The organism is Rhodoferax sp. BAB1 (assembly GCF_013334205.1).
Lineage (GTDB): Bacteria > Pseudomonadota > Gammaproteobacteria > Burkholderiales > Burkholderiaceae_C > Hylemonella.
Map to the genome: position 1 here is coordinate 700,542 of NZ_CP054424.1, position 26,455 is coordinate 726,996.

At 64.3% G+C, this 26,455-nt stretch carries 28 protein-coding genes and 1 pseudogene; 20 read left to right on the forward strand and 9 right to left on the reverse strand.

What is annotated here, in order from left to right:
• The first annotated feature begins 99 nt into the window (after positions 1-99).
• The 18 genes from acpP to HTY51_RS03525 all read left to right on the forward strand — a co-directional run bounded on the left by acpP (position 100) and on the right by HTY51_RS03525 (position 16,344).
• Positions 100-339: an acyl carrier protein gene (gene acpP, locus HTY51_RS03440; protein WP_174251417.1), complete on the forward strand. Its 240-nt coding sequence runs from the start codon at positions 100-102 to the stop codon at positions 337-339.
• Between the two features lie 116 nt (positions 340-455).
• Positions 456-1,700, forward strand: coding sequence for a beta-ketoacyl-ACP synthase II (fabF, locus tag HTY51_RS03445; RefSeq protein WP_174251418.1), 1,245 nt, complete (start codon positions 456-458; stop codon positions 1,698-1,700).
• 72 nt (positions 1,701-1,772) lie between these two features.
• Positions 1,773-2,186: a hypothetical protein gene (locus HTY51_RS03450; protein ID WP_174251419.1), complete on the forward strand. Its 414-nt coding sequence runs from the start codon at positions 1,773-1,775 to the stop codon at positions 2,184-2,186.
• Positions 2,180-2,806 (forward strand): RNA polymerase sigma factor RpoE, encoded by a 627-nt coding sequence (gene rpoE / locus HTY51_RS03455; RefSeq protein ID WP_174251420.1) that lies wholly within the window; start codon positions 2,180-2,182, stop codon positions 2,804-2,806. Before HTY51_RS03450 ends, rpoE begins: the two co-directional genes overlap by 7 nt.
• 11 nt (positions 2,807-2,817) lie before the next feature.
• A complete protein-coding gene (locus tag HTY51_RS03460) occupies positions 2,818-3,408 on the forward strand; it encodes a sigma-E factor negative regulatory protein (protein ID WP_174251421.1) in 591 nt (196 codons plus the stop codon).
• A 7-nt stretch (positions 3,409-3,415) separates the two neighbouring features.
• On the forward strand, positions 3,416-4,453 hold the full coding sequence (locus HTY51_RS03465; protein ID WP_174251422.1) for a MucB/RseB C-terminal domain-containing protein: 1,038 nt from the start codon (positions 3,416-3,418) through the stop codon (positions 4,451-4,453).
• 57 nt (positions 4,454-4,510) lie between these two features.
• Positions 4,511-5,983 (forward strand): DegQ family serine endoprotease, encoded by a 1,473-nt coding sequence (locus HTY51_RS03470; protein ID WP_371733852.1) that lies wholly within the window; start codon positions 4,511-4,513, stop codon positions 5,981-5,983.
• Between the two features lie 489 nt (positions 5,984-6,472).
• Positions 6,473-8,281 (forward strand): translation elongation factor 4, encoded by a 1,809-nt coding sequence (lepA, locus tag HTY51_RS03475; RefSeq protein ID WP_174251423.1) that lies wholly within the window; start codon positions 6,473-6,475, stop codon positions 8,279-8,281.
• Positions 8,281-9,255 carry a signal peptidase I gene (lepB, locus tag HTY51_RS03480; protein WP_174251424.1) on the forward strand — a complete coding sequence of 325 codons (975 nt, stop codon included), beginning with the start codon at positions 8,281-8,283 and terminating at the stop codon, positions 9,253-9,255. Before lepA ends, lepB begins: the two co-directional genes overlap by 1 nt.
• Positions 9,256-9,283: 28 nt before the next feature.
• Positions 9,284-9,640, forward strand: coding sequence for a DUF4845 domain-containing protein (locus HTY51_RS03485; protein ID WP_174251425.1), 357 nt, complete (start codon positions 9,284-9,286; stop codon positions 9,638-9,640).
• A 1-nt stretch (position 9,641) separates the two neighbouring features.
• Complete coding sequence (gene rnc, locus HTY51_RS03490; protein WP_174251426.1) at positions 9,642-10,328, forward strand: ribonuclease III; 687 nt, start codon at positions 9,642-9,644, stop codon at positions 10,326-10,328.
• 5 nt (positions 10,329-10,333) lie between these two features.
• Complete coding sequence (gene era, locus HTY51_RS03495) at positions 10,334-11,269, forward strand: GTPase Era (RefSeq protein ID WP_174251427.1); 936 nt, start codon at positions 10,334-10,336, stop codon at positions 11,267-11,269.
• A gap of 24 nt (positions 11,270-11,293) precedes the next feature.
• Positions 11,294-12,043 carry a DNA repair protein RecO gene (gene recO / locus HTY51_RS03500; protein ID WP_174251428.1) on the forward strand — a complete coding sequence of 250 codons (750 nt, stop codon included), beginning with the start codon at positions 11,294-11,296 and terminating at the stop codon, positions 12,041-12,043.
• Positions 12,040-12,789 carry a pyridoxine 5'-phosphate synthase gene (locus HTY51_RS03505; RefSeq protein ID WP_174251429.1) on the forward strand — a complete coding sequence of 250 codons (750 nt, stop codon included), beginning with the start codon at positions 12,040-12,042 and terminating at the stop codon, positions 12,787-12,789. The genes recO and HTY51_RS03505 overlap by 4 nt, the downstream gene beginning before the upstream one ends.
• Positions 12,786-13,208 carry a holo-ACP synthase gene (acpS, locus tag HTY51_RS03510; protein WP_174251430.1) on the forward strand — a complete coding sequence of 141 codons (423 nt, stop codon included), beginning with the start codon at positions 12,786-12,788 and terminating at the stop codon, positions 13,206-13,208. Before HTY51_RS03505 ends, acpS begins: the two co-directional genes overlap by 4 nt.
• A 19-nt stretch (positions 13,209-13,227) precedes the next feature.
• Complete coding sequence (nagZ, locus tag HTY51_RS03515; protein ID WP_174251431.1) at positions 13,228-14,286, forward strand: beta-N-acetylhexosaminidase; 1,059 nt, start codon at positions 13,228-13,230, stop codon at positions 14,284-14,286.
• Positions 14,287-14,386: 100 nt separating this feature from the next.
• The gene (locus tag HTY51_RS03520) at positions 14,387-15,970 is read left to right on the forward strand and encodes a methyl-accepting chemotaxis protein (RefSeq protein ID WP_174251432.1); all 1,584 of its coding nucleotides are present in this window, start codon (positions 14,387-14,389) and stop codon (positions 15,968-15,970) included.
• A gap of 38 nt (positions 15,971-16,008) precedes the next feature.
• Complete coding sequence (locus HTY51_RS03525) at positions 16,009-16,344, forward strand: antibiotic biosynthesis monooxygenase (RefSeq protein WP_174251433.1); 336 nt, start codon at positions 16,009-16,011, stop codon at positions 16,342-16,344.
• 23 nt (positions 16,345-16,367) lie between these two features.
• Here HTY51_RS03525 and HTY51_RS03530 read toward each other — a convergent pair whose 3' ends face one another.
• Positions 16,368-16,931, reverse strand: coding sequence for a M48 family metallopeptidase (locus HTY51_RS03530; protein ID WP_174251434.1), 564 nt, complete (start codon positions 16,929-16,931; stop codon positions 16,368-16,370).
• Positions 16,932-17,081: 150 nt separating this feature from the next.
• Here HTY51_RS03530 and HTY51_RS03535 point away from each other — a divergent pair, with 150 nt between their 5' ends.
• On the forward strand, positions 17,082-17,822 hold the full coding sequence (locus tag HTY51_RS03535) for a hemerythrin domain-containing protein (protein WP_174251435.1): 741 nt from the start codon (positions 17,082-17,084) through the stop codon (positions 17,820-17,822).
• A 12-nt stretch (positions 17,823-17,834) separates the two neighbouring features.
• Here HTY51_RS03535 and HTY51_RS03540 read toward each other — a convergent pair whose 3' ends face one another.
• The 3 genes from HTY51_RS03540 to lysS are packed head-to-tail and all read right to left on the reverse strand — an operon-like array spanning position 17,835 to position 21,260.
• Positions 17,835-19,181, reverse strand: a complete 1,347-nt coding sequence (locus tag HTY51_RS03540) for a GAF domain-containing protein (protein ID WP_174251436.1) — start codon at positions 19,179-19,181, stop codon at positions 17,835-17,837.
• Entirely contained in the window at positions 19,178-19,693 is a 516-nt protein-coding gene (locus tag HTY51_RS03545) for a hypothetical protein (RefSeq protein WP_174251437.1), read from the reverse strand. The genes HTY51_RS03540 and HTY51_RS03545 overlap by 4 nt, the downstream gene beginning before the upstream one ends.
• 34 nt (positions 19,694-19,727) lie before the next feature.
• The gene (lysS, locus tag HTY51_RS03550) at positions 19,728-21,260 is read right to left on the reverse strand and encodes a lysine--tRNA ligase (protein WP_174251438.1); all 1,533 of its coding nucleotides are present in this window, start codon (positions 21,258-21,260) and stop codon (positions 19,728-19,730) included.
• A 100-nt stretch (positions 21,261-21,360) separates the two neighbouring features.
• Between lysS and HTY51_RS03555 the strand changes: the two genes are divergently transcribed.
• Positions 21,361-21,921 carry a YggT family protein gene (locus tag HTY51_RS03555; RefSeq protein WP_174251439.1) on the forward strand — a complete coding sequence of 187 codons (561 nt, stop codon included), beginning with the start codon at positions 21,361-21,363 and terminating at the stop codon, positions 21,919-21,921.
• 45 nt (positions 21,922-21,966) lie between these two features.
• Here the strand turns inward: HTY51_RS03555 and accD are convergent, their stop codons facing one another.
• The 5 genes and pseudogenes from accD to truA all read right to left on the reverse strand — a co-directional run bounded on the left by accD (position 21,967) and on the right by truA (position 26,454).
• Positions 21,967-22,839: an acetyl-CoA carboxylase, carboxyltransferase subunit beta gene (gene accD, locus HTY51_RS03560; protein ID WP_174251440.1), complete on the reverse strand. Its 873-nt coding sequence runs from the start codon at positions 22,837-22,839 to the stop codon at positions 21,967-21,969.
• 60 nt (positions 22,840-22,899) lie between these two features.
• A pseudogene (trpA, locus tag HTY51_RS03565) lies at positions 22,900-23,717 on the reverse strand (tryptophan synthase subunit alpha).
• Positions 23,714-25,000 (reverse strand): tryptophan synthase subunit beta, encoded by a 1,287-nt coding sequence (trpB, locus tag HTY51_RS03570; RefSeq protein WP_174251441.1) that lies wholly within the window; start codon positions 24,998-25,000, stop codon positions 23,714-23,716. Before trpB ends, trpA begins: the two are co-directional and overlap by 4 nt.
• 3 nt (positions 25,001-25,003) lie before the next feature.
• Complete coding sequence (locus HTY51_RS03575; protein WP_174251442.1) at positions 25,004-25,675, reverse strand: phosphoribosylanthranilate isomerase; 672 nt, start codon at positions 25,673-25,675, stop codon at positions 25,004-25,006.
• Positions 25,672-26,454, reverse strand: a complete 783-nt coding sequence (truA, locus tag HTY51_RS03580) for a tRNA pseudouridine(38-40) synthase TruA (protein WP_174251443.1) — start codon at positions 26,452-26,454, stop codon at positions 25,672-25,674. Before truA ends, HTY51_RS03575 begins: the two co-directional genes overlap by 4 nt.
• Between the last annotated feature and the right edge of the window lies 1 nt (position 26,455).

Genomic DNA, 26,455 nt, shown 5'->3' on the forward strand with positions numbered 1-26,455 from the left:
AGAATCAAGCCGATTTATCCGTACGGCAGCAGCCCGGGAAAACCCTTTTCCCGGGCCAGCTAAAATCACGGATTCATTTACAACCCTCTGAGGGAACACATGAGCGATATCGAAGCACGCGTCAAAAAAATCATTGCCGAACAACTCGGTGTGGAAGAGTCCCAGGTGACCAGCGAGAAGGCTTTCGTGGCTGATCTGGGCGCCGACTCCCTGGACACCGTCGAACTGGTGATGGCACTGGAAGACGAGTTCGGCATCGAGATCCCGGACGAAGACGCCGAGAAGATCACCACGGTGCAAAACGCCATCGACTACGCCAAGGCGCACCAGAAGGCCTGATGGCCAACCCGGCGGTTGCGGCGCAGCTGTGCCGCCCGCCGCTGCAAGCGGCCTGTCCATCCGGATGGGATCTTCCGCTTGCGGTGGTTCCTGTTTCCTAGCCTGCACAGAAAACTATGTCCCGTCGTCGCGTCGTCGTAACAGGTATGGGCTGTATCAGCCCGGTCGGCAATACCGTGGCCGAGTCCTGGTCCAGCCTGCTGGCCGGTCGCTCCGGCATCGATCTGATCACCAGGTTCGATGCCAGCAACTTTGCCTGCAAGTTCGCCGGCGAGGTCAAAGGTTTCGAGCTGGAGAAGTACATCGGCAGCAAGGAAGCGCGCACGATGGACACCTTCATCCATTACGGCATCGCCGCTGCCGTGCAGGCGGTCGAAGATGCCGGCCTGCCCACCGGTGAAGGTCTGAACGAAGAGCAGGCCGTGCGGATCGGCTGCCTGATCGGCTCGGGCATCGGTGGCCTGCCGCTGATTGAAGAGACACATGCGGAGTACACGAGTCGTGGTCCGCGTCGCATTTCCCCGTTTTTCGTGCCGGCGTCCATCATCAACATGATTTCCGGTCATGTCTCGATGCGCTACGGTTTCAAGGGCCCCAACCTGGCCATCGTCACGGCTTGCACCACGGGTCTGCACAGCATCGGCCAGGCGGGCCGCCTGATCGAGTACGGCGACGCCGATGTGATGATTGCCGGCGGTGCCGAGGCCACGGTGTCGCCCCTGGGCGTGGGTGGGTTTGCCGCCATGCGTGCGCTGTCCACCCGCAACGATGATCCCAAGACGGCTTCGCGCCCCTGGGACAAGGACCGCGACGGCTTTGTGCTGGGCGAGGGGGCGGGTGTCATGGTGCTCGAAGAGTACGAGCATGCCAAGGCCCGCGGCGCCAGGATCTATGCCGAACTGTCCGGTTTCGGCATGAGTGCCGACGCCGGCCATATGACGGCGCCCAATATGGACGGCCCGCGCCGCGCCATGCTGGGTGCCATGCGCAATGCCGGCGTCAATGCCGATCAGGTCGATTACCTGAATGCCCACGGCACCTCCACGCCGCTGGGCGACACCAACGAAACCAACGCCATCAAGGCGGCGCTGGGCGACCACGCCAAGAAGACCGTGGTCAATTCGACCAAATCCATGACGGGCCACCTGCTGGGTGGGGCTGGCGGCATCGAGTCGGTCTTCACCGTGCTCGCACTGCATCACCAGAAGAGCCCGCCGACCATCAACATCTTCAACCAGGATCCGGAGTGTGATCTCGACTACTGCGCCAATACCGCGCGGGACATGAAGATCGACGTCGCGGTGAAGAACAACTTCGGCTTCGGCGGAACCAACGGTACCCTGGTATTCAAGCGCATCTGACGCGCAGCATCCGCCAGCCATATGTACAGCGCCCCAGCGGTTTCATATCCGGTGGGGCGTTCTTCCATGCGCATGGCTGGTCTGCTCCTGCCCTGGCTGCTGGCGGGGCTGTCCTGCACAGCCTGGGTCCTGCAGTCGGATTCCCGGTCTGCCGTCCAAGACCTGGCGCTGCTGGGGTGCCTGGGCGGCCTGTGGATGGCTTACCGGTTGGCGCGACGCCTGGACGAGGGCCAGCTGGACTGGGATGGCCAGTCCTGGGTGTGGGAAATACAGGGACAGCGCCGCATCGGCGAGGTCCGGGCCCGTCTGGACTGGCAGCAGGGCCTGCTGCTGGAGTTCCTGGCGCAGGACGGCCCGGGTGCCTGGCTCTGGCTGGAACGCAGCAGGGCGCCCCTGCGCTGGGATGAGTTGCGGCGGGCCGTTCATGCGCCTGCGGCAAGGGTGTCGACACCGTCTGCAACGGCAGGGCAGGGGGCGGCATGGTGAAGGAGGGCGCTGATGCACCCGGTGACAGTGATGTCCAGCTCGTGGAGCGCACGCTGGCTGGTGACGCCCGCGCTTTTGAGCTGCTGGTCATCAAGTACCAGCGCCGCATCCAGCGCCTGATCGCGCGCATGGTGCGCGACACCGATCTGGTGGAAGACATCGCGCAGGAGACCTTCATCCGTGCCTACCGGGCACTGCACCAGTTCCGCGGCGATGCCCAGTTCTACACCTGGCTGTACCGGATTGCCGTCAATACGGCCAAAAAGGCCCTGCTGGATCTCAAGCATGACCCCTTGATCACCGAGGCGGCACTGCGACCCGAGGGTGATGACGATGAAACTTTCCAGCCCGGACGGGAACCAATAGGAGAAGAAACACCGGAAACCCTGCTGGCAGCGCGCGAAATCGCCACTGCCGTGCAGGCCGCCCTGGAGGCGCTGCCGGAGGACTTGCGGCAGGCCGTGACACTGCGCGAGATCGAAGGTTTGAGCTATGAGGACATCGCCACCATGATGAATTGTCCGATCGGCACGGTGCGCTCCCGTATTTTCCGGGCGCGTGAGGCGATATCGGCAAAGGTGCGTCCCATGCTGGAGCGCCAGACAGGCAAACGTTGGTAGGAATGGAAGCGATGCAGGAAACCAAGACACAGCAGACGGAGCAGGACCATGAACTGGTGTCGGCATTGGCCGATGGTGAATTGCATGGTGCCGAGTTCACGCGGGCCCTGGCGGTGCTGGCGTCCAGCCCGCAGGCGCAGGCCCATTGGCACAGCTATCACCTGGTCGGCGATGTCCTGCGGGCGGGCGCTGGCACAGTGGTCGGCGCCCATGATGCTGCGTTCGTGGCGCGCCTGCGCCTGCGACTGCAGCAGGAGGAAGCTCCTGTCCTGCCGGGCGCCGGGCTTGGCCGCGTCAACGTGCAGCCCAGCGCCAACGACAGCGTCTGGCGCTGGAAGCTGGTGGCCGGCCTGAGCTCTCTGGCCGTGGTCGCCGTGCTGGGCTGGCAACTGACCGCCCCCTCGCAGCCAGCCGCTCAGATGGCGGCTTCCGAGCCGGCGTCCGTACCGGTGGCACAGGCGGGTGCTGAAGCGCCCGTCATGATCCGTGATCCTCGGCTGGACCAGTTGATCGCCGCTCACCAGCAACTGGGGGGCACTTCGGCCCTGCAGATGCCGGCGGGTTTCCTGCGCAATGCAACCTTCGAGCGCCCGGCGCGCTGAAGCCGGCATGGACATGGTGTCTCCTCTGTCGTTCCTCAACTGGCTGCGCCTGATCGTCCTGGTGGCACTGCTGCCGGGCCTGCTGCCTGTGGCCGGCGCGGATCAGCCGGCTGTCCCGGGGGCTTCGCCGGCAGCGCGTGAGCGCAGCATTTCCGAGTGGCTGCTGCGCATGCACGAGGCCTCGCGCCGCCGCGCCTATATCGGCACCCTGGTGGTGTCTTCGGGGGGCAGCATGGCCAGTGCCAAGGTCTGGCACGTTTGCGATGGCCAGCAGCAGATGGAGCGCGTCGAGTCGCTGACCGGCACGCCGCGCTCGACCTTCCGGCGCAATGACGAAGTGGTCACCTTCTCGCCGCAAAGCCGTGTGGTCGTGGCGGAAAGGCGCGAGGCTCTGGGCCTGTTTCCGCACCTGCTCAAGTCGGTGGACGCGGCGATCGAGCAGCACTACAGCGCCAGTGTGCAGGGCAGCGAACGCGTGGCCGGGTTCGAAGCCGACATCGTGCAGCTGGCACCCAGGGATGGCCTGCGTTTCGGTTACCGCATCTGGAGCGAAAAGCGCACCGGCCTGGTGGTCAAACTGCAGACCCTGGATGCCCAGGAGCGGATGCTGGAGCAGGTGGCGTTTTCCGAGCTGCAACTGGACGCGCCCGTCAGCATGGACAAGCTCAGCCGCATGATGGGCAATACCGAGGGCTACAAGGTCGAGACCCCTGCGCTGGTCAAGACCACGGCCGCCGCCGAAGGGTGGCGGCTGGCCCAGGATGTGCCCGGTTTCAGGGCCATGAGTTGCTACCGCCGACCTTCGGCTTCGGGCAAGGGCGCCGTGCAGTGGGTTTTTTCCGATGGCCTGGCCTCGGTTTCGGTGTTCATCGAAAGTTATGACCCCCGCCGTCATGGACAGGAGGGCCAGCAGGCCCTGGGGGCGACCCATGCACTGGTGCGCCGCCTCACGTCGGGCAGTTCGTCCTGGTGGCTCACCTTTGTGGGGGAGGTCCCGGCCCAGACTTTGCAGATGTTTGCTCAGGGGCTGGAGCGCGTGCCATGAGCCCGCGCCTTCATGGGTATCCTTTTTCTCTAATTGTTTGATCACATGAGGTTCAACATGTCTGCGATGGTTGTGTCGTTTTTCCTCCGATTCAAGCGCAAGGCCCACCCGCTGGGGGCCGTGTTGCTGCTGGTGCTGGCCCCGCTGCTCCTGAGCGGCCCGGCGACGGCCCAGGTGCGTGGTTTGCCGGATTTCACCGAACTGGTTGATCAGGTCGGGCCGTCGGTGGTCAACATCAGGACCCTGGAGAAGGTCAGCGCCCGCTCGGCGGAAGACGGCAGTGGCATGGACGAGGAAATGCTCGAGTTCTTCCGCCGTTTCGGCCTGCCGGTGCCTCCCAATCTGCCGCGCCAGCCGCCGCGTTCGGGTCGGCCGCAGCCCGAGGAGCAGCCGCGCGGTGTGGGCTCGGGTTTCATCCTCTCGGCCGACGGTTACATCATGACCAATGCGCATGTGGTCGATGGCGCGGACGAGGTGCTCGTGACCCTGACCGACAAGCGTGAATTCAAGGCCCGCCTCGTGGGGACCGACAAGCGTACCGACGTGGCGGTCGTGAAGATCGAGGCCACGGGCCTGCCGGCCGTGAAGGTCGGTGACGTGAACCGCCTCAAGGTCGGCGAATGGGTGATGGCGATCGGCTCACCCTTCGGCCTGGAAAACACCGTGACGGCCGGCATTGTCAGTGCCAAGCAGCGCGACACGGGTGATTACCTGCCCCTGATCCAGACCGACGTGGCCATCAACCCCGGCAACTCGGGTGGGCCGCTGATCAACCTGCGCGGTGAGGTGGTGGGCATCAACAGCCAGATCTATTCGCGCTCGGGCGGTTACATGGGCATTGCCTTCGCCATCCCGATCGACGAGGCCATCCGGGTGAGCGAACAGCTGCGCACCAGCGGGCGCGTGACGCGCGGCCGTATCGGCGTGCAGATCGACCAGGTGACCAAGGAGGTGGCCGAGGCCATCGGCCTGGGCAAGCCCCAGGGCGCGCTGGTGCGCGGGGTGGAAACCGGCTCGCCGGCCGAGAAGGCCGGGGTGGAAGCGGGCGACATCATCACCCGGGTCGATGGCAAGGCGATCGAGAAGTCGACCGACCTGCCGCGCGTGGTGGGCAGCCTCAAGCCGGGCTCGCGCAGCACGCTGTCGGTGTTCCGCCGCGGCGCCAGCCGTGACCTCACGGTGACCATCGGTGAATTCGAGGCCGAGAAACCGGTGGCTCGCAAGGAGCGCGAGGACAAGCCGCGTTCGGGTGCCGCACCGGCGCTGGGCCTGACGGTGACCGATCTCACCGAGGCGCAGAAGCAGGAACTCAAGCTCAAGGGTGGGGTACGGGTGGAGTCGGCTGTCGAGGCCGCCGCCCGGGCCGGCCTGCGCGAAGGGGACGTGATCCTGGCGCTGGCGAACGTCGAGGTGGCCAGCGTGCGCGAATTCGAAGCCTTGCTGGGCAAGCTCGAAAAGGGCAAACCGGTGCATGTGCTGTTCCGCCGGGGTGAGTGGGCCCAGTACGCGGTGATCCGGCCCTTACGTTGAGGGGGATGCCGATACCCCCAACCTGAGTCGGGTTGGGGGTTTTTGTCGTGCAAACCGCTTGTCGAAAAATATTAATTTTCAGAGCGGATGTTTGAATGATAAGTTTGCATTCACTGACTTGTTGTCAGGATTCGACAATTTGGTTAGAATGCAGCTGGTTCAGACAGGCATTAGGTGCATATAGCCTTGTTCTGAATCCACGATGCGGGATCCTGTGACTTTCATACAGAAACATCCACAGATCACCCACAACTTGTTCAAGACTGGCGCGCAAGAATCTGTTGATAAACTGTTGATAAAATCCTGTTGTGACGTCGCAACGACGGAAATATGCGATTTTTCGGGCTGTACGGAGGTGCCTTTTTGCCTACAATGAAGCTCCAACTATCGCAGTTGCCATAGATTGTTGGTTCAGGGCGCGTCACAACCCGACGCGCCCTTTTTCTTGCCCGCGTCTTTTTAAATTCAACCACTTAAGCGTTCTCGTTGATGAAGCACATCAGAAATTTTTCGATCATCGCGCACATCGATCATGGCAAATCGACGCTCGCGGACCGCTTGATCCAGCGCTGTGGCGGACTGGAAGAGCGTGAGATGGAGGCGCAGGTGCTCGACTCCATGGATATCGAGAAAGAGCGTGGGATAACCATCAAGGCGCAGACCGCTGCGCTGCAATACAAGGCGCGTGACGGACAGGTCTACAACCTGAATCTGATCGACACGCCCGGTCACGTGGACTTTTCCTACGAGGTCAGCCGTTCGCTCTCGGCCTGCGAGGGCGCCTTGCTGGTCGTCGATGCCAGCCAGGGCGTGGAAGCACAGACGGTCGCCAACTGCTACACCGCGCTCGACCTGGGGGTGGAGGTGGTGCCGGTACTCAACAAGATGGATCTGCCCAATGCCGATCCCGAGAATGCCAAGGCCGAGATCGAGGATGTGATCGGCATTGACGCCGACGACGCCATCCCCTGTTCGGCCAAGACCGGCATGGGCGTGGACGACATCCTGGAGGCCATCGTGGCCCGGATTCCGGCACCCAAGGGCAATCCGGACGGCCCCTTGCGCGCCATGATCGTCGACAGCTGGTTCGACAGCTACGTCGGTGTGGTCATGCTGGTGCGGATGGTCGACGGCCGCCTGCTCAAGGGCGAGCGCATCCGGCTGATGGCCGCCAATGCCGTTTATGAAGCCGGCAGCCTGGGCGTGTTCACGCCGGCCAACCAGCCTCGCGAGGCGTTGCATGCCGGTGAAGTGGGTTACATCATTGCCGGCATCCGGGAGTTGCAGGCCGCCAAGGTGGGCGACACCGTGACGCTGGAAAAGAAGCTGCCCAACAACGCCGGGCCGGCTACCGAGGCCTTGCCCGGTTTCAAGGAAATCCAGCCGCAGGTGTTCGCCGGCCTGTACCCGACCGAAGCCAATCAGTACGAAGCCCTGCGCGACAGCCTGGAAAAACTCAAGCTCAACGATGCTTCCCTGCACTTCGAGCCGGAGGTGTCGCAGGCCCTGGGCTTCGGCTTCCGCTGCGGTTTCCTGGGCCTGCTGCACATGGAGATCGTGCAGGAGCGGCTGGAGCGTGAATTCGACCAGGACCTGATCACCACCGCGCCCAGCGTGGTCTACCAGGTGGTTCGCGGCGACGGCGAGGTCATCATGGTCGAGAACCCCTCCAAGATGCCGGACCAGAGCCAGATCCAGGAGATCCGCGAGCCCATCGTGACGGTGCACCTGTACATGCCGCAGGAGTATGTGGGGCCGGTCATGACCCTGGCCAACCAGAAGCGTGGCGTGCAGCTCAACATGGCCTACCACGGCCGTCAGGTCATGCTGACCTACGAGCTGCCCCTGGGGGAGATCGTGCTGGACTTCTTCGACAAGCTCAAGTCCGTCAGCCGCGGCTACGCCAGCATGGACTACGAGTTCAAGGAGTACCGCGCATCGGATGTGGTCAAGGTCGACATCCTGCTCAATGGCGAGAAGGTCGATGCCCTGTCCATCATCGTGCACCGCACCCAGGCGGCCTTCCGGGGCCGGGCCGTGGCGGCCAAGATGCGCGAGATCATCAGCCGCCAGCAGTTCGACGTGGCCATCCAGGCCGCCATCGGCGCCAACATCATCGCGCGAGAGAACATCAAGGCGCTGCGCAAGAACGTGCTGGCAAAATGCTACGGCGGCGACATCAGCCGCAAGAAGAAACTCCTCGAAAAACAGAAGGCAGGCAAGAAACGCATGAAGCAGATCGGTTCGGTGGAAGTACCGCAAGAGGCCTTCCTGGCCATTTTGCAGGTGGAGGATTGATGCAGATCCTCACTGCGATGGTGCTGGCGGCCTTCGCCGGCTATATAGGGGCCTGGTATTTCGGGGCGATCGAGGGCAATTTCGCCCTGCTGCTTTTCCTGGCTTCGGTGGTGACCGGTCTGTACTGGCTGGCCGAGCGCTTCTATTTCCTGCCGCAGCGCCAGGCCGCTGCCATCCGCCTGGAAGCCGAGACGCAGGAGCGCCGGATGGCCAACGAGAAGCTCGGCATCAAGAGCGACGAGGGCGGCGAACTGGTGCAGGCCCGTGAGCGGCTGCTGATGCAGCCCTGGTGGCTGGACTGGACGGCCGGCCTGTTCCCGGTGATCGTGGTGGTCTTCCTGCTGCGCTCCTTCCTGTTCGAGCCCTTCAAGATTCCTTCCGGCTCCATGATCCCCACCCTGCTGGTGGGAGACCTGATCCTGGTCAACAAGTACCATTACGGCATCCGCCTGCCGGTGCTCAACACCAAGCTGACAGATGGCAACAAGCCCGAGCGCGGCGACGTGATGGTGTTCCGCTACCCGCCACGGCCTAGCCAGGACTACATCAAGCGTGTCATCGGCGTGCCGGGCGACGAGGTGGCCTACCTGAACAAACGGCTGACAATCAACGGCCAGCCGGTGGCGACCAGCGAGATGCCCGAGTTTTTCGATGAAGACGTCATGCGCTATTTCAAGCAGTATGGGGAAGCCCTGGGGGCCAAGCCGCACCGCATGATTGTCGACGCCGAACGTCGTGGGGGATTTTCCGAGGATGAGATCGGCGACTTTCCTGCCCGGAAAAACTGCCGTTACAGCGTCGAAGGGGTGGTCTGCAAGGTGCCCGAAGGACACTATTTCATGATGGGCGACAATCGCGATAATTCGCTGGATTCGCGTTACTGGGGCTTCGTGCCGGACCAGAACATCGTGGGCAAGGCCTTTTTTGTCTGGATGAACTTCGGCAATCTCAAGCGCATTGGTGCGTTCAACTGATATCGATGATGGATAGACGGGGGAAACTATGGCAAGGCAACTGAAATCGGCACAGCGTGGCATCACCTTTATCGGCCTGCTTTTCATTGGCGGCATCCTGGCGGTCAGCGGGGTCATCCTGGCACAGATCGTCCCGACGGCGATCGAGTTGCAGGCCATCCACAAGGCGGCCAAGAAGGCAGCGGCTGAGGGCGGGACTGTCGCGGATGTGCGGGCAGTTTTTGACAGGGCCGCAGCAATCGATGACATCAAGTCCATCAGCGGCAAGGACTTGACCGTGACCAAGAACGGAGACAAGGTGGTGGTCAGCTTCGCCTATGAGCGTGAGATCCATCTGACCGGTCCGGCCTGGTTGACGCTCAAGTACGAAGGGCAGACCAAATAGCGTGGCTGATGGACTGACCGCGTTGCAGGATCGGCTGCAGCATCTTTTTGCCGATCAGACCCTGCTGGTGCGTGCCGTCACGCACCGCAGTTTTGCGGCGGATCACAACGAGCGCCTGGAATTCCTGGGGGACTCCGTCCTCAATCTGGCAGTGGCCGACCTGCTCTACCAGCGGCTCAGCACACTGCCCGAAGGTGATCTTTCGCGCATCCGTGCCAATCTGGTGAAGCAGGACACCCTGCACTTGCTGGCCGTCAACCTGGGCCTGCCCGAGGTGGTCCGGCTGGGTGAAGGCGAGGTGCGCTCCGGGGGCAGTCGCCGGCCCTCCATCCTGGCCGATGCACTGGAGGCCCTGATCGGCGCGGTTTATCTGGATGCCGGATATGCTGCGGCACAAGGGCTGGTGCACCGCCTCTTCCAGGAGGTGGAAATCAATCCGCAGATGCAGGCCAGCGCCAAAGACCCCAAGACCGAGCTGCAGGAGTGGCTGCAGGCGCGCAAGCTCAAACTGCCCTTGTACCGGGTCATTGGTACCCTGGGGGCGGCCCACCGGCAGACCTTTGATGTCGAATGTGAAGTGAACGAACTGAATCTGAACGAACGCGGCATCGGCAGTTCGCGGCGGGCCGGTGAACAGGCGGCCGCGGCCGCCATGCTGCAATCCCTCAAGACGCGGGACCCAGGCTGAGCATCATGGAAAATTCCTCTCTCCCTTTGGCCGCCGATGTGCCGCGCCGCTGCGGCCTGGTGGCCATCGTCGGCAAGCCCAATGTCGGCAAGTCCACCCTGCTCAATGCCCTGGTGGGCCAGAAGATCAGCATCACCTCGCGCAAGGCGCAGACGACCCGCCACCGCATCACCGGCATGCGCACCCAGGGCGCGACCCAGTTCGTGTTTGTGGATACGCCGGGCTTCCAGACCGTGCACGGAAATGCGCTCAACAAATCGCTGAACAAGACGGTGGTGGGCGCGGTGTCCGACGTGGACCTGATCTTGCTGGTTGTGGAGGCCGGCAGCTTCACCCCTGCAGATGCGCGTGTGCTGGCCCTCTTGGGGCAGGGCATTCCTACACTGCTGGTGGCCAACAAGCTCGACAACGTGCACCGCCGCGGTGACATCGCCCCCTGGTTGCAGGAAATGCAGGCCAAGCACGCCTTTGCCGAGTTCGTGCCCATGTCGGCCAAGAACCCCAAGGACATCGAGCGCCTGCTGGGTATTTGCGAAAAATATCTTCCCGAGCAGGACTGGTGGTACGCCGAAGACGAGCTGACCGATCGCAGCGAAAAATTCCTCGCCAGCGAGCTGGTACGCGAAAAACTGTTTCGCCTCACTGGCGACGAGCTACCCTACACCTCTACTGTGGTGATCGACAAGTTTGAAGAAGAACCACCGCAGAAGAAGGGACAGAAACGCCTGCTGCGCATTGCTGCCACCATCGTGGTGGAGCGCGACGGCCACAAGGCCATGGTGATCGGTGATAAGGGCGAGCGCATCAAGCGCATTGGCATGGAAACCCGGGTGGAGTTGGAGAAGCTGGCCGATGCCAAGGTCTTCCTGGAGCTGTGGGTCAAGGTTCGCTCTGGCTGGGCGGATGACGAGGCTCGCGTTCGCAGTTTCGGCTACGAGTGAGTGGCCGCCAGGCCGGCTAGTGCGATGGCGACGAAACGCATTTCAGAAGAGCCGGCCTATGTGCTGCACCGTTACGACTGGAGCGAGACCAGCCTGATCCTGGAAGTGTTCACGCGCCATCATGGCCGCATTGCCCTGGTGGCCAAGGGCGCCAAGCGCCCCAGTTCCAGTTTCCGCCCCGTGTTGCTGCCGCTGCAGCCCCTGCAGATCAGCTACGGCGGCGACGCCGAGATCCGCACGCTCAAGGGCGCGGAATGGATGGGCGGCCACGTCATGCCCACGGGTGAGTCCCTGTTGTCGGGTTATTACCTCAACGAACTGCTGCTGCAACTGCTGGCGCGGGACGATCCGCATCCAGCCCTGTTCGATGTCTACGCCAACGTGGTGCGCGTGCTGGCCTCCGAGCACGACGAGGTGCTGCAGGCGGCCTTGCGTACCTTCGAGCTGCTGCTGCTGCGCGAGATCGGCCTGTTGCCGCGGCTGGATCACCAGACCCTGACGCTGGCGCCGCTGGAGGCCGACACCTTCTATACCCTGGTGCCGGAGGGCGGGCTGCGCGTCCGCAGCGAGGCCGATCGCGGCGGCTTGAGCGGTGCGCAGTGGCTGGTTTTGCAGCGCACGCTGGAAACCGCCGCCCCTTTTACCGATACCTTGCGCGCCTGTGCGGCGGTGATGAACGAGCTCAAGCCGCAACTGCGCGCACTGCTCCAGTACCATTGCGGGGGCGGCACGCTGCGTACCCGGCAGATGATGGTCGATCTTCAATCGTTATGAAACATACAACCGCCCTTTCCGTCAACGTCAACAAGGTCGCCCTGGTGCGCAATACGCGTCATCTGGGCATCCCCAGTGTCACGCGCGCAGCCGTCTTGTGCCTGCAGGCCGGTGCCCATGGCATCACGGTGCATCCGCGTCCCGATGAACGCCACATCCGCGCCCAGGATGTGTTCGATATCGCCGCCCTGATGCAGGACTGGCCGGACCGCGAATTCAATATCGAGGGCAACCCCTTCCACAACCTGATGGATTTCATCCGCCAGGTGCGGCCGCAGCAGGCCACCTTCGTGCCCGATGCCGAGGGCCAGTTCACGAGCGACCACGGGTGGACTTTCCCGCAGGATGCCGAGCGGCTGCGCCCGCTGATCGCCGAATGTCGCGATCTGGGCGTGCGCGTCAGCCTGTTCATGGATCCCGTGCCCGGGCAGATGGCGCTGGCCCGGGCTGTCGGGGCCGACCGTGTGGAGCTCTACACCGAGCCCTATGCCGCAGCCTGGGGCCATGCCAGCCAGGAAGCCCAGTTGCAGCGTTATGCCGCCGCGGCGCAGGCCGCACTGGATGCCGGTTTGGGCGTGAATGCCGGCCATGACCTGAACCGCGATAACCTCACCGCATTCCTGCGCCAGGTGCCTGGCGTGACCGAGGTGTCCATCGGTCACGCGCTGATGGCCGATGCCTTGGAACTGGGCTACGACGCCACCGTCAGGGACTACCTGCGATGCATCGCGGACGCTGAAAAATGATCTACGGCATCGGCACCGATATCTGCGACGTGCGCCGCATTCGTCTGAGTGTCGAGCGCCATGGCGAGCGCTTTGCCCAGCGCGTGCTCAGTGATGCCGAGTTCGCTACCTGGAAGGCGCGCAGTGTGCGCTGGCCCGAACGCGGTCTGCGCTACCTGGCCACCCGTTTTTCCGCCAAGGAGGCGTTCTCCAAGGCGATCGGCCTGGGCATGCGTTTGCCCATGAGCTGGCGTCTGTGCGAGGTGGGCAAGCTGCCCAGTGGCAAGCCCTTCATCGTGTTGCATGGCGAGCTCAAGACCTGGTTCGAAGCCCAGGGGCTGAGTGCCCACGTGAGCGTGACCGACGAGACGGATTACGCGGCCAGTTTTGTCGTGGTCGAGAAAAATTCCGCCACACCTGGTGAAATGCCCAACCCTTGATTTCCTGCGAAAGACCCGTATGAGCCAGCACGCACCCCTGATCATCGACATCGCCGGCACCACCCTGCATGCGGACGATCGCCGCCGCCTGGCCCATCCGCTGGTCGGCGGCATCGTTCTGTTTGGCCGCAACTGGCAGGACCGCGCCCAGCTCTCCGCCTTGTGTGCCGACATCAAAAGCATCCGGTCCGACCTGCTGATCTGCGTCGACCATGAAGGCGGGCGCGTGCAGCGCTTCAAGACCGGGGGCTTTACCCATCTGCCGCCCATGCGCGCCCTGGGTGAGTTGTGGTTACGCGATCAGCTGGGCGCCACCAACGCGGCCACCGCCAGCGGCCTGGTGCTGGCCAGCGAGCTGCGCGCCTGCGGCGTGGACTTCAGCTTCACGCCGGTGCTGGACCTGGACTATGGCGAGAGTGGTGTCATCGGCGACCGTGCTTTCGGCCGCGACCCGCGTGTCATCACCCTGCTGGCCAAGAGCCTGATGCACGGCCTGCGCCTGGCCGGTTTGGCCAGCTGTGGCAAGCACTTTCCCGGCCATGGTTTCGTGAAGGCCGATTCGCATACCGACATCCCGGTGGACAGGCGCAGCCTCAAGGCCATCCTGGCCGACGATGCCGCGCCTTATGGCTGGCTCAGTACTTCACTGGACAGCGTGATGCCCGCCCACGTGATCTACCCCAAGGTCGATGCGCGGCCGGCGGGTTTCTCCGAAAAGTGGCTGGGTGAGATCCTGCGCGGTCGTCTGCGTTTCCAGGGCGCCGTCTTCAGCGACGACCTCAGCATGGCCGGAGCGCGCATGATCGACGGGCGCCAGGTCAGCTACACCGAGGCCGCCGTGACGGCGCTGAATGCCGGCTGCGACATGGTGCTGCTGTGCAACCAGTCGCTGGATGGCGGGCAGGCGGTCGATGAGTTGATCGCCGGCATGACCGAGGCGCAGGTCAGGGGCCGGTGGCAGCCGGACGAGGCGGGTGAATCCCGGCGCCTGGCCCTGCTGCCGCAGACGCCGGCACCGGACTGGGATCAACTCATGATCAGCCCGGCCTATATGCACGCGCTGGATCTGCTTCCCTGAAGCCTGGCCTTGAGTGTCATGAAGGCGTAACGCGACGGTCATAAACTTTCTTCGTCACACATGAAGGCCACGCCTGTGGTCAGGTGGATCGAGGAGAGTTATGAGAGCGCTGAAGCTGACGCTGGTGCAGCGGATTGAACTGACCATTGGCTTGTTGCTGGGCTTGATGCTGGTCGCCGGTGGATTCACCGCCTGGTCGGTGTATGGCATCCACCAGCAGGCCAGGCAGACAGTTGAATCCGATCTGGTGCAGTTGCTGCGCATGTCGAACATGCAGAAGAGTGTCAGCCAGGCACGCAGAGCCGAAAAGGACGTCTCGATCGACCTGCTGATGAAAATGGATCGGGTGCCACAGCGCATTGCGGAATGGAAGCAGCACGTCGCCGAGGCCAACGCACTGATGCGCACCGTGAGAGAGGCTGAGTTCCATCCGCAGGTGCTGGATTCGATCCAGCAGGGTGCACGAGAGTTCGAGGCCTACACCTCGCGACTCAGCGGCATTCTGGCGCGCATCGAGAGCAAGGAAATTCTCGATCAGGCTGTCTATGAAGAGGAAATCCAGGCGCACCTGAAATCCGCAATGGCTGCCGAAGCGCAGATAGGCCAGGCCATGCTGCATACCAGTGAATTGACCACACGGGGAGGCGAGCAGATGAGCGCTGCCGTCCGTCAACTCTTCTGGATCATCGGTCTGGGGCTGGGGCTTGCCATTGCCTTTGGCCTGCTGCTGGGCCAGTCCTTGTTGCGTGGCATCCGGCGGCCGCTGGCGCATCTGACCCAGGGCATTGCCAGTGTCAGGGCCGGCAATCTGTCCCAGGAGGTCCCGGTCTATTCCAGCGACGAGCTGGGACAAATGGCCGGCAACTTCAATACCATGGTGGCCTCGCTGCGGGCCATGGTGCAGGAGGTCCGGCAAGGCGCCGAGGGAGTGACCGAGGCGAGTTCGCAGATTGCCAGCGGCAACAATGACTTGAGCAGCCGAACCGAGCAGGCCGCTGCCAGCCTGCAGCAGGCTGCGGCGTCCCTGGACACGCTGACCAGCACGGTGCGCAAGACAGCCGATTCGGCGCACGCTGCCAACGGGATTGCATCGTCCGCGGCCTCCTCGGCGGGTCAATGCGGTGATCTGGTCCAGCAGGTCGTTCTCAGCATGGCCGGCATCCAGACCTCCAGCAGTCGCATCGCCGATATCACGGCCGTCATCGACGGGATTGCCTTCCAGACCAATATCCTGGCGCTCAATGCGGCGGTAGAGGCCGCGCGGGCGGGTGAGCAGGGGCGGGGATTTGCCGTCGTTGCCGGTGAAGTCCGCCTGTTGGCCCAGCGTTCAGCCGAGGCGGCCCGCGAGATCAAGGCCTTGATCGATGCCAGCCGCGACGAAGTGGCGTCGGGTTCCCGTCTGGTGCAGGAAGCCGGGAGCGCAATGTCGCAGATCGTGCGGCAAGTGGCCGAGGTCAGCCACGTGATCCAGGCGATCACGCAGGACGCCCGCATCCAGTCGAGCGAGATCGGGGGGGTCAACCAGTCCATGGGACAGCTCGAACAGATGACGCAGCAGAATGCCGCGCTGGTCGAACAGGCGGCTGCCGCTTCCGCCAGCCTCAGGGACCAGGCCGACCGCATGGCCGACGTGATGCGCATGTTCACCGTGGGCCGGGAACATCAGCTGCTGTTGCCGGCCTGAAGCCGGACTACACTGCGGCCTGATTCCGGAGGCCCCTCATGTCGACGCATCAGTTCGCACAGTTGCCAGCACCGCCGTATTACGCCGTGGTCTTTTCTTCCCTGCGAACGGCGGGTAACGACGGCTATGAACAGACGGCCGAACGCATGGTCGATCTGGCCGCAGGTCAGCCCGGCTTCCTCGGTGCCGAGAGCGTGCGCAGTGCAGATGGCTTCGGCATCACGGTGTCCTATTGGATGTCCGAAGCGGCGATCGCCGCCTGGCGGGGGCATGCCGAGCACCGCATCGCACAGGAAAGCGGCCGCACGCGCTGGTACGAGCACTACGAAATCCGTGTGGCGCGGGTCGAGCGGGCCTGGGGCAAACCGGCCTGAGAGGCCGCAGCCGGGCTTCAGTCTCAGCCCACGGGGCCGGGCGGCTGGCTGAGAAATTCAATCTGGGTCAGGTACAGACGCAGATCGAACTCAAGCTGGTGGTAGTCAGGTTCCATGTAGGTGCAGAGCTGGTAGAAGGCTTTGTCGTGGGCCTTTTCCTTGAGGTGGGCCAATTCGTGCACCACGATCATTCTCAGGAACTCGGGCGGTACGCTCTTGAACAGGGTGGCGATGCGAATCTCGCGTTTGCTCTTCAGCCTGGATCCTTGCACCCGCGAGACGCTGGTGTGCGTACCCAGGGCATGGTGGACGACGTGCAGCCTGCTGTCAAAACAGATCTTGTTCAGTGGCTCGGCACTGCGCAGGTATTCTGCCTTGAGGCCCTGCACGTAGTCGAACAGGGCCTTGTCGCTACGGATGTCATGGGTGTCCGGGTACTTCTTGTGCAAGACCTTCCCCAACTGCTCGCTGGCCAGGAGCTGGCGCACCTGTTCCAGAACCGCTGGCTGGTACCCGGTGAGGTAGCGTAGCGGGTCTCTGGGTTGCGGCAGAGGTGTGGCGGTGCCGGGCGGCCGGGATGGTTTCATGGCTGCGTTAGCAATTCTTTAGGAATTTTCTAGCGAGTTCTTAAGAGACATGATGTGGCCAGATTCCTAGACTTCCTGCATGTTCCTGCTCGGGGTGAGCGGGGACCAAGACCAGCCCGGCAGTTCTTCCGGGCCACCAGGAAGTAAACCATGAAAATTGACACGAACGAAATGGCGAAGCTTGAGCACGCCACCGGCACCGCCCCGAGGGTGGACCTCTACAGCGGCATCCACAAGGCCCTGCGAGCCCTGATGGCTGACATTCTGGTGGCCGTCGGCCGCATGGACCCGGAGGATGAATCCGAATTCGACTGGGTCAGTTCGCGTGTGCTGCAGCTGGCCGACGTCTGCACCTCGCATCTGATGCACGAGAACGAGTTCGTGCACGGGGCCATGGAGGCCTGCCAGCCGGGCTCCAGCGGGCGTATCGCCCATGAACACCTCGAGCATGGGGATGCGATCGCCCGCCTGAAGGACGCGGTACAGCAGATGCGTGCCAGCCAGGGTGCGCGGCGTGCCGGCGAGGCCTTGTCCCTGTACCGGCAGCTGGCGCTGTTCGTTGCCCATAATTTCGAGCACATGCACACCGAGGAGACGGTGCACAACCAGGTTTTGTGGGCGCATTACAGCGATGAAGAGTTGATGGCCCTGCACGCCCGGCTGGTCGCTTCGCTGCCACCTGAGGAAAACCTGTTCGCATTGCGCTGGATGGTGCCCGCCATGACGCCGGCGGAACGCCTGCAGGTGCTCGGGGACATGCAGGCCCACGCTCCGGCACCAGTCTTTGCGGCCGCCCTGGACGTGGTGCAGCCGCACCTGGACCTGCGCGGCTGGGGCAAGCTTTCACGCGGCCTGAATCTGGCGCCGGTGGCGGGCCTGGTCGAGGTCTGAGCCGTGGCGAGCCTAGTCGCCCTCACTGAGTTCGAGGGCGGCAGCCACGCACAGCCTGAACTGGCCACGGCCTGTCTTCTCGATGCGGATGGGCTGGGCCTGCTCGGCCAGCCGGCGCTCCAGCAGGATCAGCCGGGCTTCCAGGTTGTCCACCACCTCCGGCAGGCCGATGCCGGGATCCAGTCGCAGTTCGCGGTTGCTGAATTCCGTTCGGCCGCGCTGTCGATGGTCCTGCAGCAGCTTCCAGAAGATGGCGCCGGCCACGCCCTTGATGACGTAGTTGTCGTTGAAAAAGATGCTGTTGTTGCTGCGGTAGCGGCGCACCTGCACCGTCCCCTGCGGGACGGGACAAGGAGCCGTGGTCGGCGGAGCCGCGGGCTCTGCCGTGGTGCCCGTGTCCAGGCGCAGCAGGTCGATGGCCGCTCCGAGGTGACCGGCGATGGTCACCAGGACATCCTCGTCCTCGAAGGTGAAGCGCAGTTCCTGCGTGCTTTCGACGAAGATCACACCCAATGCCTGGTTGGTCGAGAGGATGGGTACGGCCATCTGGCTCTGCGGCCGGGGCAGGCCCGGGTAGGGGATGTCGGTATTGAGCGCCAGGCCAGGCTGCCCGCTCTCCATAGTGCGGCGCACGGCATGGCTGTAGAGACTGGCACTGGTCATGTGGGGGATGCGCACCGGGGTGCGCTCGCGCGCCGCCATGCCGATCACGCCCTGGCCCAGTTCGATCTCGGAGCCCACCCCGGACTCGGCGTAGCCATGGCTGGTCACGGTATAGAGGCGCTGCAGGGTCGGGTCCAGCAGCAGGATCATGGCGTGCGCGATGCCGAAATCCTGTGTCAGGGTGGCCATCACCGCGCCCAGCGCCTCGTCGAGCGTGCTGCAGCGTGCCAGCCGCTCGCTGCAGCGGCGCATCTGGCCGAGGAGGCCGCAGCGCGGCGGCGGAGCCTCCATGGCGTCACCAGGCACCTGTTCGATGGCCTGGATCTCGTAGATGTCCGATCCCTTGAGCTCGAACACGTCGGCCATGCCGCTGTGTGAGGCGATTCCGGCCAGCTGGGCCCGCATGCCCTCGAACAGGGGTCCTTCGGTTTCGGTGTGCTGGTAGCGGATCTGCAGCCGGTAGAAGATGCAGGTCTGGGGGTGCAGCAGCAGCAGCGTGGCCTGTGGGTGCGCCAGGATGTTCTGCCGTGTCTTGTTGAAAAACTGGAAGGACAGGGCGACGTGGCGTGCGTCCAGGTAATAGACCTGGGACAGATAGGCCACATTGGGGGTGCCGTCGGGTGCGCAGGTGGCAATCATCGCCGGGATGATGCCTTCCAGGCAGGGCCGGATGTCGTCCAGGGTGGGTTCGTTCATGCCCGGACTCCGCTGCCCGGCAATTGCGATCCGGCCTTGGGGCCGGGGGTCTGGTCGTAGGCCTGCTCCGGCGCGAAGCTGACGGCGACGACATCGGCCAGCTGGTGCGCCAGCATGGCGCGGGTCTGCTCAGCCCGGATGCCCACATGGGCGAGCTGTCCTTCCATGGCCCGCAGATAGCGTTGCAGCAGTTCCGATTCGGCCGGCAGGGCCGCGCGCAGCTGAACGGCGCCGGCTTTCACCTGGACCGTGCGGTGGGTGGAGGGCTCGCTGAACACCACGGCAATGTGTCCCGTGGCCTGCAGGTCGGCCAGCAGCTGGACGGAGCTGGGGCGGTTCAGGTAGACGGTGATGCGATCACCCTGGGGCGTGATGCTGGCGCCGACCGCCCGCATCAGGCTGGGGCGTTGCGCAGCGTCGCGCGAGGCGACGATGGTGGATACCCCGCTGTCGATCAGGGCGATGTGTTCGGCGCTGAGCAGGCCTGGTCCGCCTGTCGTCTTGCCTGTCATGGGGGTGTCCTTCATGCAAGCAGGCCGGTGCGGATCAGCCCTCGCGGCGCAGCGCGGGGAAGAGGATCACGTCGCGGATGCTGGGGCTGTCGGTCAGCAGCATCATCAGGCGGTCGATGCCGATGCCGCAACCGCCGGTGGGCGGCATGCCGTATTCGAGCGCGCGCACGAAGTCGTGGTCGAAGAACATGGCCTCGTCGTCGCCGCTGTCCTTGGCCGCCACCTGGGCGTGGAAGCGCGCGGCCTGCTCTTCGGCATCGTTCAGCTCGGAAAAGCCGTTGCCGAACTCGCGCCCGGTGATGTAGAGCTCGAAGCGTTCGGTCACATCCGGGCGCGTGTCGCTGGCGCGCGCCAGCGGTGAGATTTCCACCGGGTGCTCGCAGATGAAGGTGGGCTGCCAGAGCTTCTCTTCCACCACTTCCTCGAAATACAGAACCTGCAGGCTGGACAGCGAGCGGGTCGAGAGTTTGTGCTTTTCCTCGTTCATCCCGAGTTTCTTGAGCGCGTTGATCAGCCAGGCGCTGTCGTCGACAAAGGCACTGCCAGCCTCGCTGTGGCGGACGATGGCTTCACGGATGGTCAGGCGCTCGAAGGGCTGGGCCAGGTCCACCGGCTTGCCGCCATAGCTCAGTTGCAGCGTACCGGTCGCCTGCTGGGCAGCGTGGCGCACCAGGCCTTCGGTGAAGGTCATGAGATCCTGGTAGTCCCAGTAGGCCGCATAGAACTCCATCATGGTGAACTCGGGGTTGTGGCGCACCGAGATGCCTTCGTTGCGGAAGTTTCGGTTGATCTCGAACACGCGCTCGAAACCGCCCACGATCAGGCGCTTGAGAAACAGTTCGGGCGCAATGCGCAGGAACATCTCCTGGTCCAGCGCGTTGTGGTGCGTGATGAAAGGCTTGGCATTGGCGCCGCCCGGGATGGGGTGCAGCATCGGTGTCTCGACTTCGAGGAAGCGATGCGAAACCATGAACTCGCGGATCGAACTCACGGCCTTGCTGCGGGCCACGAAGCGCTGGCGCGCCTCCTCGTCGGTCATCAGGTCCACGTAACGCTGGCGGTACTTGACCTCCTGGTCGGCCACGCCGTGGAACTTGTCGGGCATGGGGCGCAGGCTCTTGGTCAGCAGGCGCACGCTCGTGGCCTGGATCGAAAGCTCGCCGGTCTTGGTCTTGAAGACCAGGCCTTCGGCGGCCACGATGTCGCCCAGGTCCCAGTGCTTGAAGGTCTCGTAGGCTTCCTCGCCGATCTCGTCGCGCTTGACGTAGATCTGGATGCGGCCGCTGCTGTCCTGCAGGGTGGCGAAGCTGGCCTTGCCCATGACGCGCTTGAGCATCATGCGGCCGGCCACGCTGGCGCGGCTGGCCTGGGCCAGCAAACCTTCGGGGGTCTGGCCGGCGTGGGCGGCGAAGAGCTCGGCGGCTCGGTCGGCCGGCTTGAAGTCGTTGGGGAAGGCCGGGCCCTTGCCGTCGGCCTGCTGCTGGCGGATGGCCTTGAGCTTTTCGCGCCGTTCGGCGATCAGCTGGTTTTCGTCCTGGGCGGGGGCAGCGGTGTGTTGTTCTGACATGAGAGGGCCGGGTAGGAGGTGGCCCTGAGAGAGGGCCAGAACCCGCTATTTTAATGACGCTATCATCCCTTCAGCTTTTTCCCTTCTGACCGGGCCCGTCATGCTGTTCCAGATCTTTTCCCTCTTGCTCGAAGTCGTGGCCGGCGTGCTCGGCGGTGCCTGCCTTTTGCGCCTGTACATGCAGTACCAGCGCATCCCCATGTCGGCGCGCTCGGGCAACCCGCTGGGGCGTTTTGTCTTCGCCCTGACCGACTGGCTGGTGCTGCCGCTGCGCCGTTTCGTGCCGGCAGCCGGCCGCTGGGACTTGTCCAGCCTGCTGGCGGCCTGGCTGATCGAACTGGCCATGTTCTCGCTGATCTGGGTCTTCACCAGCTTTGTCACCAGCTATGTATCGGTGCTGATCCTGGCCGCTTTTGGCGTGGTGCGGCTGGTGATTTCCGGCCTGACCGGCCTGATCATCGTTTATGCCGTGCTGTCCTGGGTGCAGTCCCATACGGTGCTGTCCGACATCATCCAACGCCTGGTGGCGCCCTTCCTGGCGCCGATCCGCCGTTTCGTGCCGCTGGTGGGCGGGGTGGACCTGTCGCCGCTGGTCCTGCTGGTCCTGCTGCAGGTCGCGGCCATCGTGCTGGGTCATTTGCAAGGGCTGGCCCTGCTGTAAATAAAAAAGCCGGCGCAAGGCCGGCTTTGGTCTGGGCTGGTATTTTCAGATCACGGCATCAGCCGGCTGGCGCTGCAGCATGGCCAGGGTGTTGGCCACGGTCTTGCGCAGTTCGCGGCGGTCGCAGATGAAATCCACGGCGCCCTTTTCCTGCAGGAACTCGGCGCGCTGGAAACCTTCGGGCAGCTTCACGCGTACCGTGGATTCAATCACGCGCGGGCCGGCAAAGCCGATCAGGGCCTTGGGCTCGGCGATCACCACGTCGCCCAGGAAGGCGAAGCCGGCGCTCACGCCGCCCATGGTCGGGTCGGTCAGCACGCTGATATAGGGCAGTTTTTTCTTGGCCAGGCGGGTCAGGGCCGCATTGGTCTTGGCCATCTGCATCAGCGAGAGCAGGCCTTCCTGCATGCGGGCGCCGCCGGTGGCGGTGAAGCACAGGAAGGGCACTTTCTGCTCGATGGCGGTCTCGACGCCGCGCACGAAACGCTCGCCGACCACCGAGCCCATGGAGCCGCCCATGAAACCGAACTCGAAGCTGGCTGCCACCAGGCTGATGCCATGCACGGCACCACCCATGACCACCAGGGCGTCGGTCTCGCCCGTGGCCTCCAGGGCTTCCTTCAGGCGTTCGGGGTACTTGCGGCTGTCCTTGAACTTGAGCGCATCGACCGGCAGCACTTCCTGGCCGATCTCGAAGCGGCCTTCGTTGTCCAGGAAGAGGTTGAGGCGCGTGCGCGCGTCGATGCGGTGGTGGTGGCTGCAGGTCGGGCAGACGTTCTGGTTCTGCTCCAGATCGGTCTTGTAGAGCACGGACTCACAGCTGGGGCACTTGATCCACAGGCCCTCGGGGACGCTGCGGCGGTCCGCTGGGTCGGTGTGCTGGATTTTCGGGGGCAGAAGTTTTTCGAGCCAACTCATGGTTTGCTTCCCTCTATAAATGGGGTCGGATTCCTGGGCCTGCGCGGCGCAAGACCGGCATTATGTATCCAAAGCCTGGCGAATTTCCCGCAGGAAATCCGAGGCCACGGTAAGGACTTGTGCCCGGGGCAGCGGGTCGATCAGCTGGATGATGCGGGTGCCGATGACCACGGCGTCGGCCACGCGGCCCACGGCCTTGGCGCTGGCCGCATCGCGGATGCCGAAACCCACGCCCACCGGCACCTTCACATGCTGGCGGATACGCGGCAGCATGGCTTCCACGGCGGCCGTGTCCAGCGTACCGGCACCTGTCACGCCCTTGAGCGAGACGTAATAGACGTAGCCAGTGGCCACGCGGGCGACCTGGGCCATGCGCTCGTCCGTGCTGGTGGGGGCCAGCAGGAAGATCAGGTCCAGGCCGTGCTGCTTGAGTGCTGCGGCGAAGGCTTCACACTCTTCGGGGGGTAGTCCACCACCAGCACGCCGTCGACGCCGGCCGCTGCGGCATCGCGCGCGAAGGCGTTGGAGCCGCCGGCCTGATGCAACTGGTCGTAGCGCTCGATGGGGTTGGCGTAGCCCATCAGGACCACCGGGGTGCTGCTGTTCTTCTGACGAAAGACACGCACCATCTCCAGCACCTGGCGCAGGCCGATGCCGGCGGCCAGGGCCTTGTCACCCGCCGCCTGGATGACCGGGCCATCGGCGCTGGGGTCGGAGAAAGGCACGCCCAGCTCGATCACGTCGGAGCCGGCCGCCACCATGCTGTGCATGAGCTCGGGCGTGATGTCGGGATAGGGGTAGCCGGCCGTGATGAAGGGGATCAGGGCCTTGCGCTGGCTCTTTTGCAGCGCGGCGAACGTGGAAGCGATGCGGCTCATTTTTTCAACTCGACTTTTTGTTCGATGCCGCCCTTGACGGCCTGGCCCTTGCAGCTCGGGCGGCAGTAGAAGTCGGCCTGGCTCAGGTCGGCCACGGTGCCGATGTCCTTGTCGCCCCGGCCCGAGAGGCTGACCAGGATGGACTGGTCGGGCCGCATCGTCTTGGCCAGCTTCATGGCGTAGGCCACGGCGTGGCTGGATTCCAGCGCGGGGATGATGCCCTCGGTGCGACAGAGGTAGTGGAAGGCAGCCAGGGCTTCGGTGTCCGTGATGCCGACGTACTCGGCGCGGCCGATGTCCTTCAGGTAGGCGTGCTCGGGGCCGACGCCGGGGTAGTCCAGGCCGGCGCTGATGCTGTGCGTCTCGGTGACCTGGCCATCCTCGTTCTGCAGCACATAGGTGCGGTTGCCGTGCAGCACGCCCGGGCTGCCGCGCTGCAGCGAGGCCGAGTGCTTGCCGCTGTCCATGCCCTCGCCAGCGGCTTCCACGCCGATCAGGCGCGTCTGCTCGTGCTGGATGTAGGGGTAGAAGATGCCCATGGCATTGCTGCCGCCGCCCACGCAGGCGACCACGGCGTCGGGCTGGGTGCTCTTGCAGCCGGTGCGCTGGAGCATCTCGGGCATCTGTACCAGGCATTCCTCACCGATCACGCTCTGGAAGTCGCGCACCATCATGGGATAGGGGTGCGGGCCGGCCACGGTGCCGATGATGTAGAAGGTGTTGTCCACATTGGCCACCCAGTCGCGCATGGCTTCGTTGAGGGCGTCCTTGAGCGTCTTGGAGCCGGATTCGACCGGCACCACGGTGGCGCCCAGCAGTTTCATGCGGTAGACGTTGGGGCTCTGGCGCTTGACGTCCTCCGAGCCCATGTAGACCACGCACTCCAGGCCGTAGCGCGCGCAGATGGTGGCCGTGGCCACGCCGTGCTGGCCGGCACCGGTTTCGGCAATGATGCGCGTCTTGCCCATGCGGCGGGCCAGCATGGCCTGGCCGATGGTGTTGTTGATCTTGTGCGCACCGGTGTGGTTCAGGTCCTCGCGCTTGAGGAAAATCTGGGCGCCACCCTGCTCGCGGCTCATGCGGGCTGCGTGGTAGACCGGCGAGGGGCGGCCGACGAAGTGGGCCAGCTCGTACTTAAACTCGGCGATGAAGTCCGGGTCGTGCTGGTATTGGGCGTAGGCCGCGCGCAACTGGTTGATGGCGTGGGTCAGCGTTTCGCTGACGAAGCTGCCTCCGTAGATGCCGAAATGGCCCTTGGCATCGGGCTGGTGATAGTCGAACATGTTTTAACCTGCGAGTTGTGCGTCGGTGGCACGCACGGCCGCGACGAACTGGTGGATCTTGGTGGCGTCCTTGATGCCCTTGGAGAGCTCGACGCCGGAACTGACGTCAACGGCCAGCGACTTACAGCGCGGCCGCAGCTGCCGTATGCCTTCGGTCACGTTTGCAGGCGTGAGTCCACCACTCAAGACGAGGTGAGCGTCGACGCTTGGAGGCAGGAGTGACCATTCGAACGATTTTCCGCCGCCGCCGAACCCCTCGACATGCGCGTCGAGCAGGACGGCCTGGGCGGCCGAGTATTGCTGGACGTATTTTACGAGATCGAAGCGACGGCCGGCTTCGCCCAGGGGTATGCGGGCGGCGCGCAGGAAAGGGCGGGCGCCAGCCGCCGCCAGGCATTGCTCCGGTGTCTCGTCGCCATGGAATTGCAGGGTGGCGTTGGGGATCAGGGCGCAGGCGGCCTGGATCTGCTCCGGGGGGGCGTTGACCACGAGCAGCACCGGCGTCATGAAGGCGGGCAGGCGACGGACCAGCTCGGCGGCGCGTTGTGCCGTGACATGACGCGGGCTTTTCTCGTACAGCACAAAACCCACGGCGTCGGCACCTGCAGCCACGGCCGCCTCCACGTCCTGCTCACGCGTCAGGCCGCAGATTTTGATTCTTGTCCGCGTGTTCATGGCAACCAATCATACGCAGGCGTACGGTCCGGCAGGCCCCAGCGGGCATCGTAGCGGGGCCCCAGGAAATACAGGCCATCCGGGGCGAAGGTCGGGGCGGCGGCGTCGCGGCTGCGCGCGGCGATGACCTCGGCCATCCACTCGGGCGGCTGCTTGCCCTGACCGATGGTGATGAGACAACCCATGATGTTGCGGATCATGTGGTGCAGGAAGGCATTGGCCTCGAACTCGAAGCGCCAGTAGGCGCCGCGCCGGCTGATGTCGATCCGCATGAGGTTCTTGACCGGCGACAGGGCCTGACAGGCCGAGGCGCGCAAGGAGGTGAAATCGCGCTCGCCCAGCAGGTGGGGCAGGGCCTGTTGCATCCGTGCCAGATCCAGGGGCTGGAACACCCAGCCGACGCGGTGGGTGTCGATGCTGGGGCGCACCGGCGACTCCAGTAGCAGGTAGGCGTAGCGCCGCGAGGTGGCGCTGGCGCGGCAGTGGAACGCGTCAGGGACGATCTGCGCCCATTGCGCAGCAATATCGCGCGGCAGGAAGCTGTTGGTGCCGCGCACCCAGGCGTAGGCCATGCGCTCGGCCGTGGTGTCGAAGTGCACCACCTGCATCAGGCCATGTACGCCGGCATCGGTGCGACCGGCACAGAGGGTGGAGATGCGCTGGTCGGCGAACTGGCCCAGCGCTTTTTCCAGTTGGTCCTGGACCGTGCGGCCCGAGGGCTGGCTCTGCCAGCCGTCGTAAGGGGTGCCGTCGTAACTGACGCCGAGGGCGATCCTCACG

Bases quoted from the DNA above. Each gene is read 5' to 3' on its own strand.
- HTY51_RS03470 (WP_371733852.1), top strand. From the start codon at position 4,511: ATGTCTGCGATGGTTGTGTCGTTTTTCCTCCGATTCAAGCGCAAGGCC.
- fabF (WP_174251418.1), top strand. From the start codon at position 456: ATGTCCCGTCGTCGCGTCGTCGTAACAGGTATGGGCTGTATCAGCCCG.
- HTY51_RS03525 (WP_174251433.1), top strand. From the start codon at position 16,009: ATGTCGACGCATCAGTTCGCACAGTTGCCAGCACCGCCGTATTACGCC.
- trpB (WP_174251441.1), bottom strand. From the start codon at position 25,000: ATGTTCGACTATCACCAGCCCGATGCCAAGGGCCATTTCGGCATCTAC.
- lepA (WP_174251423.1), top strand. From the start codon at position 6,473: ATGAAGCACATCAGAAATTTTTCGATCATCGCGCACATCGATCATGGC.
- acpP (WP_174251417.1), top strand. From the start codon at position 100: ATGAGCGATATCGAAGCACGCGTCAAAAAAATCATTGCCGAACAACTC.
- rpoE (WP_174251420.1), top strand. From the start codon at position 2,180: ATGGTGAAGGAGGGCGCTGATGCACCCGGTGACAGTGATGTCCAGCTC.
- HTY51_RS03535 (WP_174251435.1), top strand. From the start codon at position 17,082: ATGAAAATTGACACGAACGAAATGGCGAAGCTTGAGCACGCCACCGGC.
- HTY51_RS03555 (WP_174251439.1), top strand. From the start codon at position 21,361: ATGCTGTTCCAGATCTTTTCCCTCTTGCTCGAAGTCGTGGCCGGCGTG.
- era (WP_174251427.1), top strand. From the start codon at position 10,334: ATGGAAAATTCCTCTCTCCCTTTGGCCGCCGATGTGCCGCGCCGCTGC.
- nagZ (WP_174251431.1), top strand. From the start codon at position 13,228: ATGAGCCAGCACGCACCCCTGATCATCGACATCGCCGGCACCACCCTG.
- accD (WP_174251440.1), bottom strand. From the start codon at position 22,839: ATGAGTTGGCTCGAAAAACTTCTGCCCCCGAAAATCCAGCACACCGAC.
- HTY51_RS03485 (WP_174251425.1), top strand. From the start codon at position 9,284: ATGGCAAGGCAACTGAAATCGGCACAGCGTGGCATCACCTTTATCGGC.
- acpS (WP_174251430.1), top strand. From the start codon at position 12,786: ATGATCTACGGCATCGGCACCGATATCTGCGACGTGCGCCGCATTCGT.
- lysS (WP_174251438.1), bottom strand. From the start codon at position 21,260: ATGTCAGAACAACACACCGCTGCCCCCGCCCAGGACGAAAACCAGCTG.
- HTY51_RS03505 (WP_174251429.1), top strand. From the start codon at position 12,040: ATGAAACATACAACCGCCCTTTCCGTCAACGTCAACAAGGTCGCCCTG.
- HTY51_RS03460 (WP_174251421.1), top strand. From the start codon at position 2,818: ATGCAGGAAACCAAGACACAGCAGACGGAGCAGGACCATGAACTGGTG.
- HTY51_RS03450 (WP_174251419.1), top strand. From the start codon at position 1,773: ATGGCTGGTCTGCTCCTGCCCTGGCTGCTGGCGGGGCTGTCCTGCACA.
- HTY51_RS03530 (WP_174251434.1), bottom strand. From the start codon at position 16,931: ATGAAACCATCCCGGCCGCCCGGCACCGCCACACCTCTGCCGCAACCC.
- HTY51_RS03520 (WP_174251432.1), top strand. From the start codon at position 14,387: ATGAGAGCGCTGAAGCTGACGCTGGTGCAGCGGATTGAACTGACCATT.
- HTY51_RS03545 (WP_174251437.1), bottom strand. From the start codon at position 19,693: ATGACAGGCAAGACGACAGGCGGACCAGGCCTGCTCAGCGCCGAACAC.
- lepB (WP_174251424.1), top strand. From the start codon at position 8,281: ATGCAGATCCTCACTGCGATGGTGCTGGCGGCCTTCGCCGGCTATATA.
- recO (WP_174251428.1), top strand. From the start codon at position 11,294: ATGGCGACGAAACGCATTTCAGAAGAGCCGGCCTATGTGCTGCACCGT.
- HTY51_RS03540 (WP_174251436.1), bottom strand. From the start codon at position 19,181: ATGAACGAACCCACCCTGGACGACATCCGGCCCTGCCTGGAAGGCATC.
- HTY51_RS03575 (WP_174251442.1), bottom strand. From the start codon at position 25,675: ATGAACACGCGGACAAGAATCAAAATCTGCGGCCTGACGCGTGAGCAG.
- HTY51_RS03465 (WP_174251422.1), top strand. From the start codon at position 3,416: ATGGACATGGTGTCTCCTCTGTCGTTCCTCAACTGGCTGCGCCTGATC.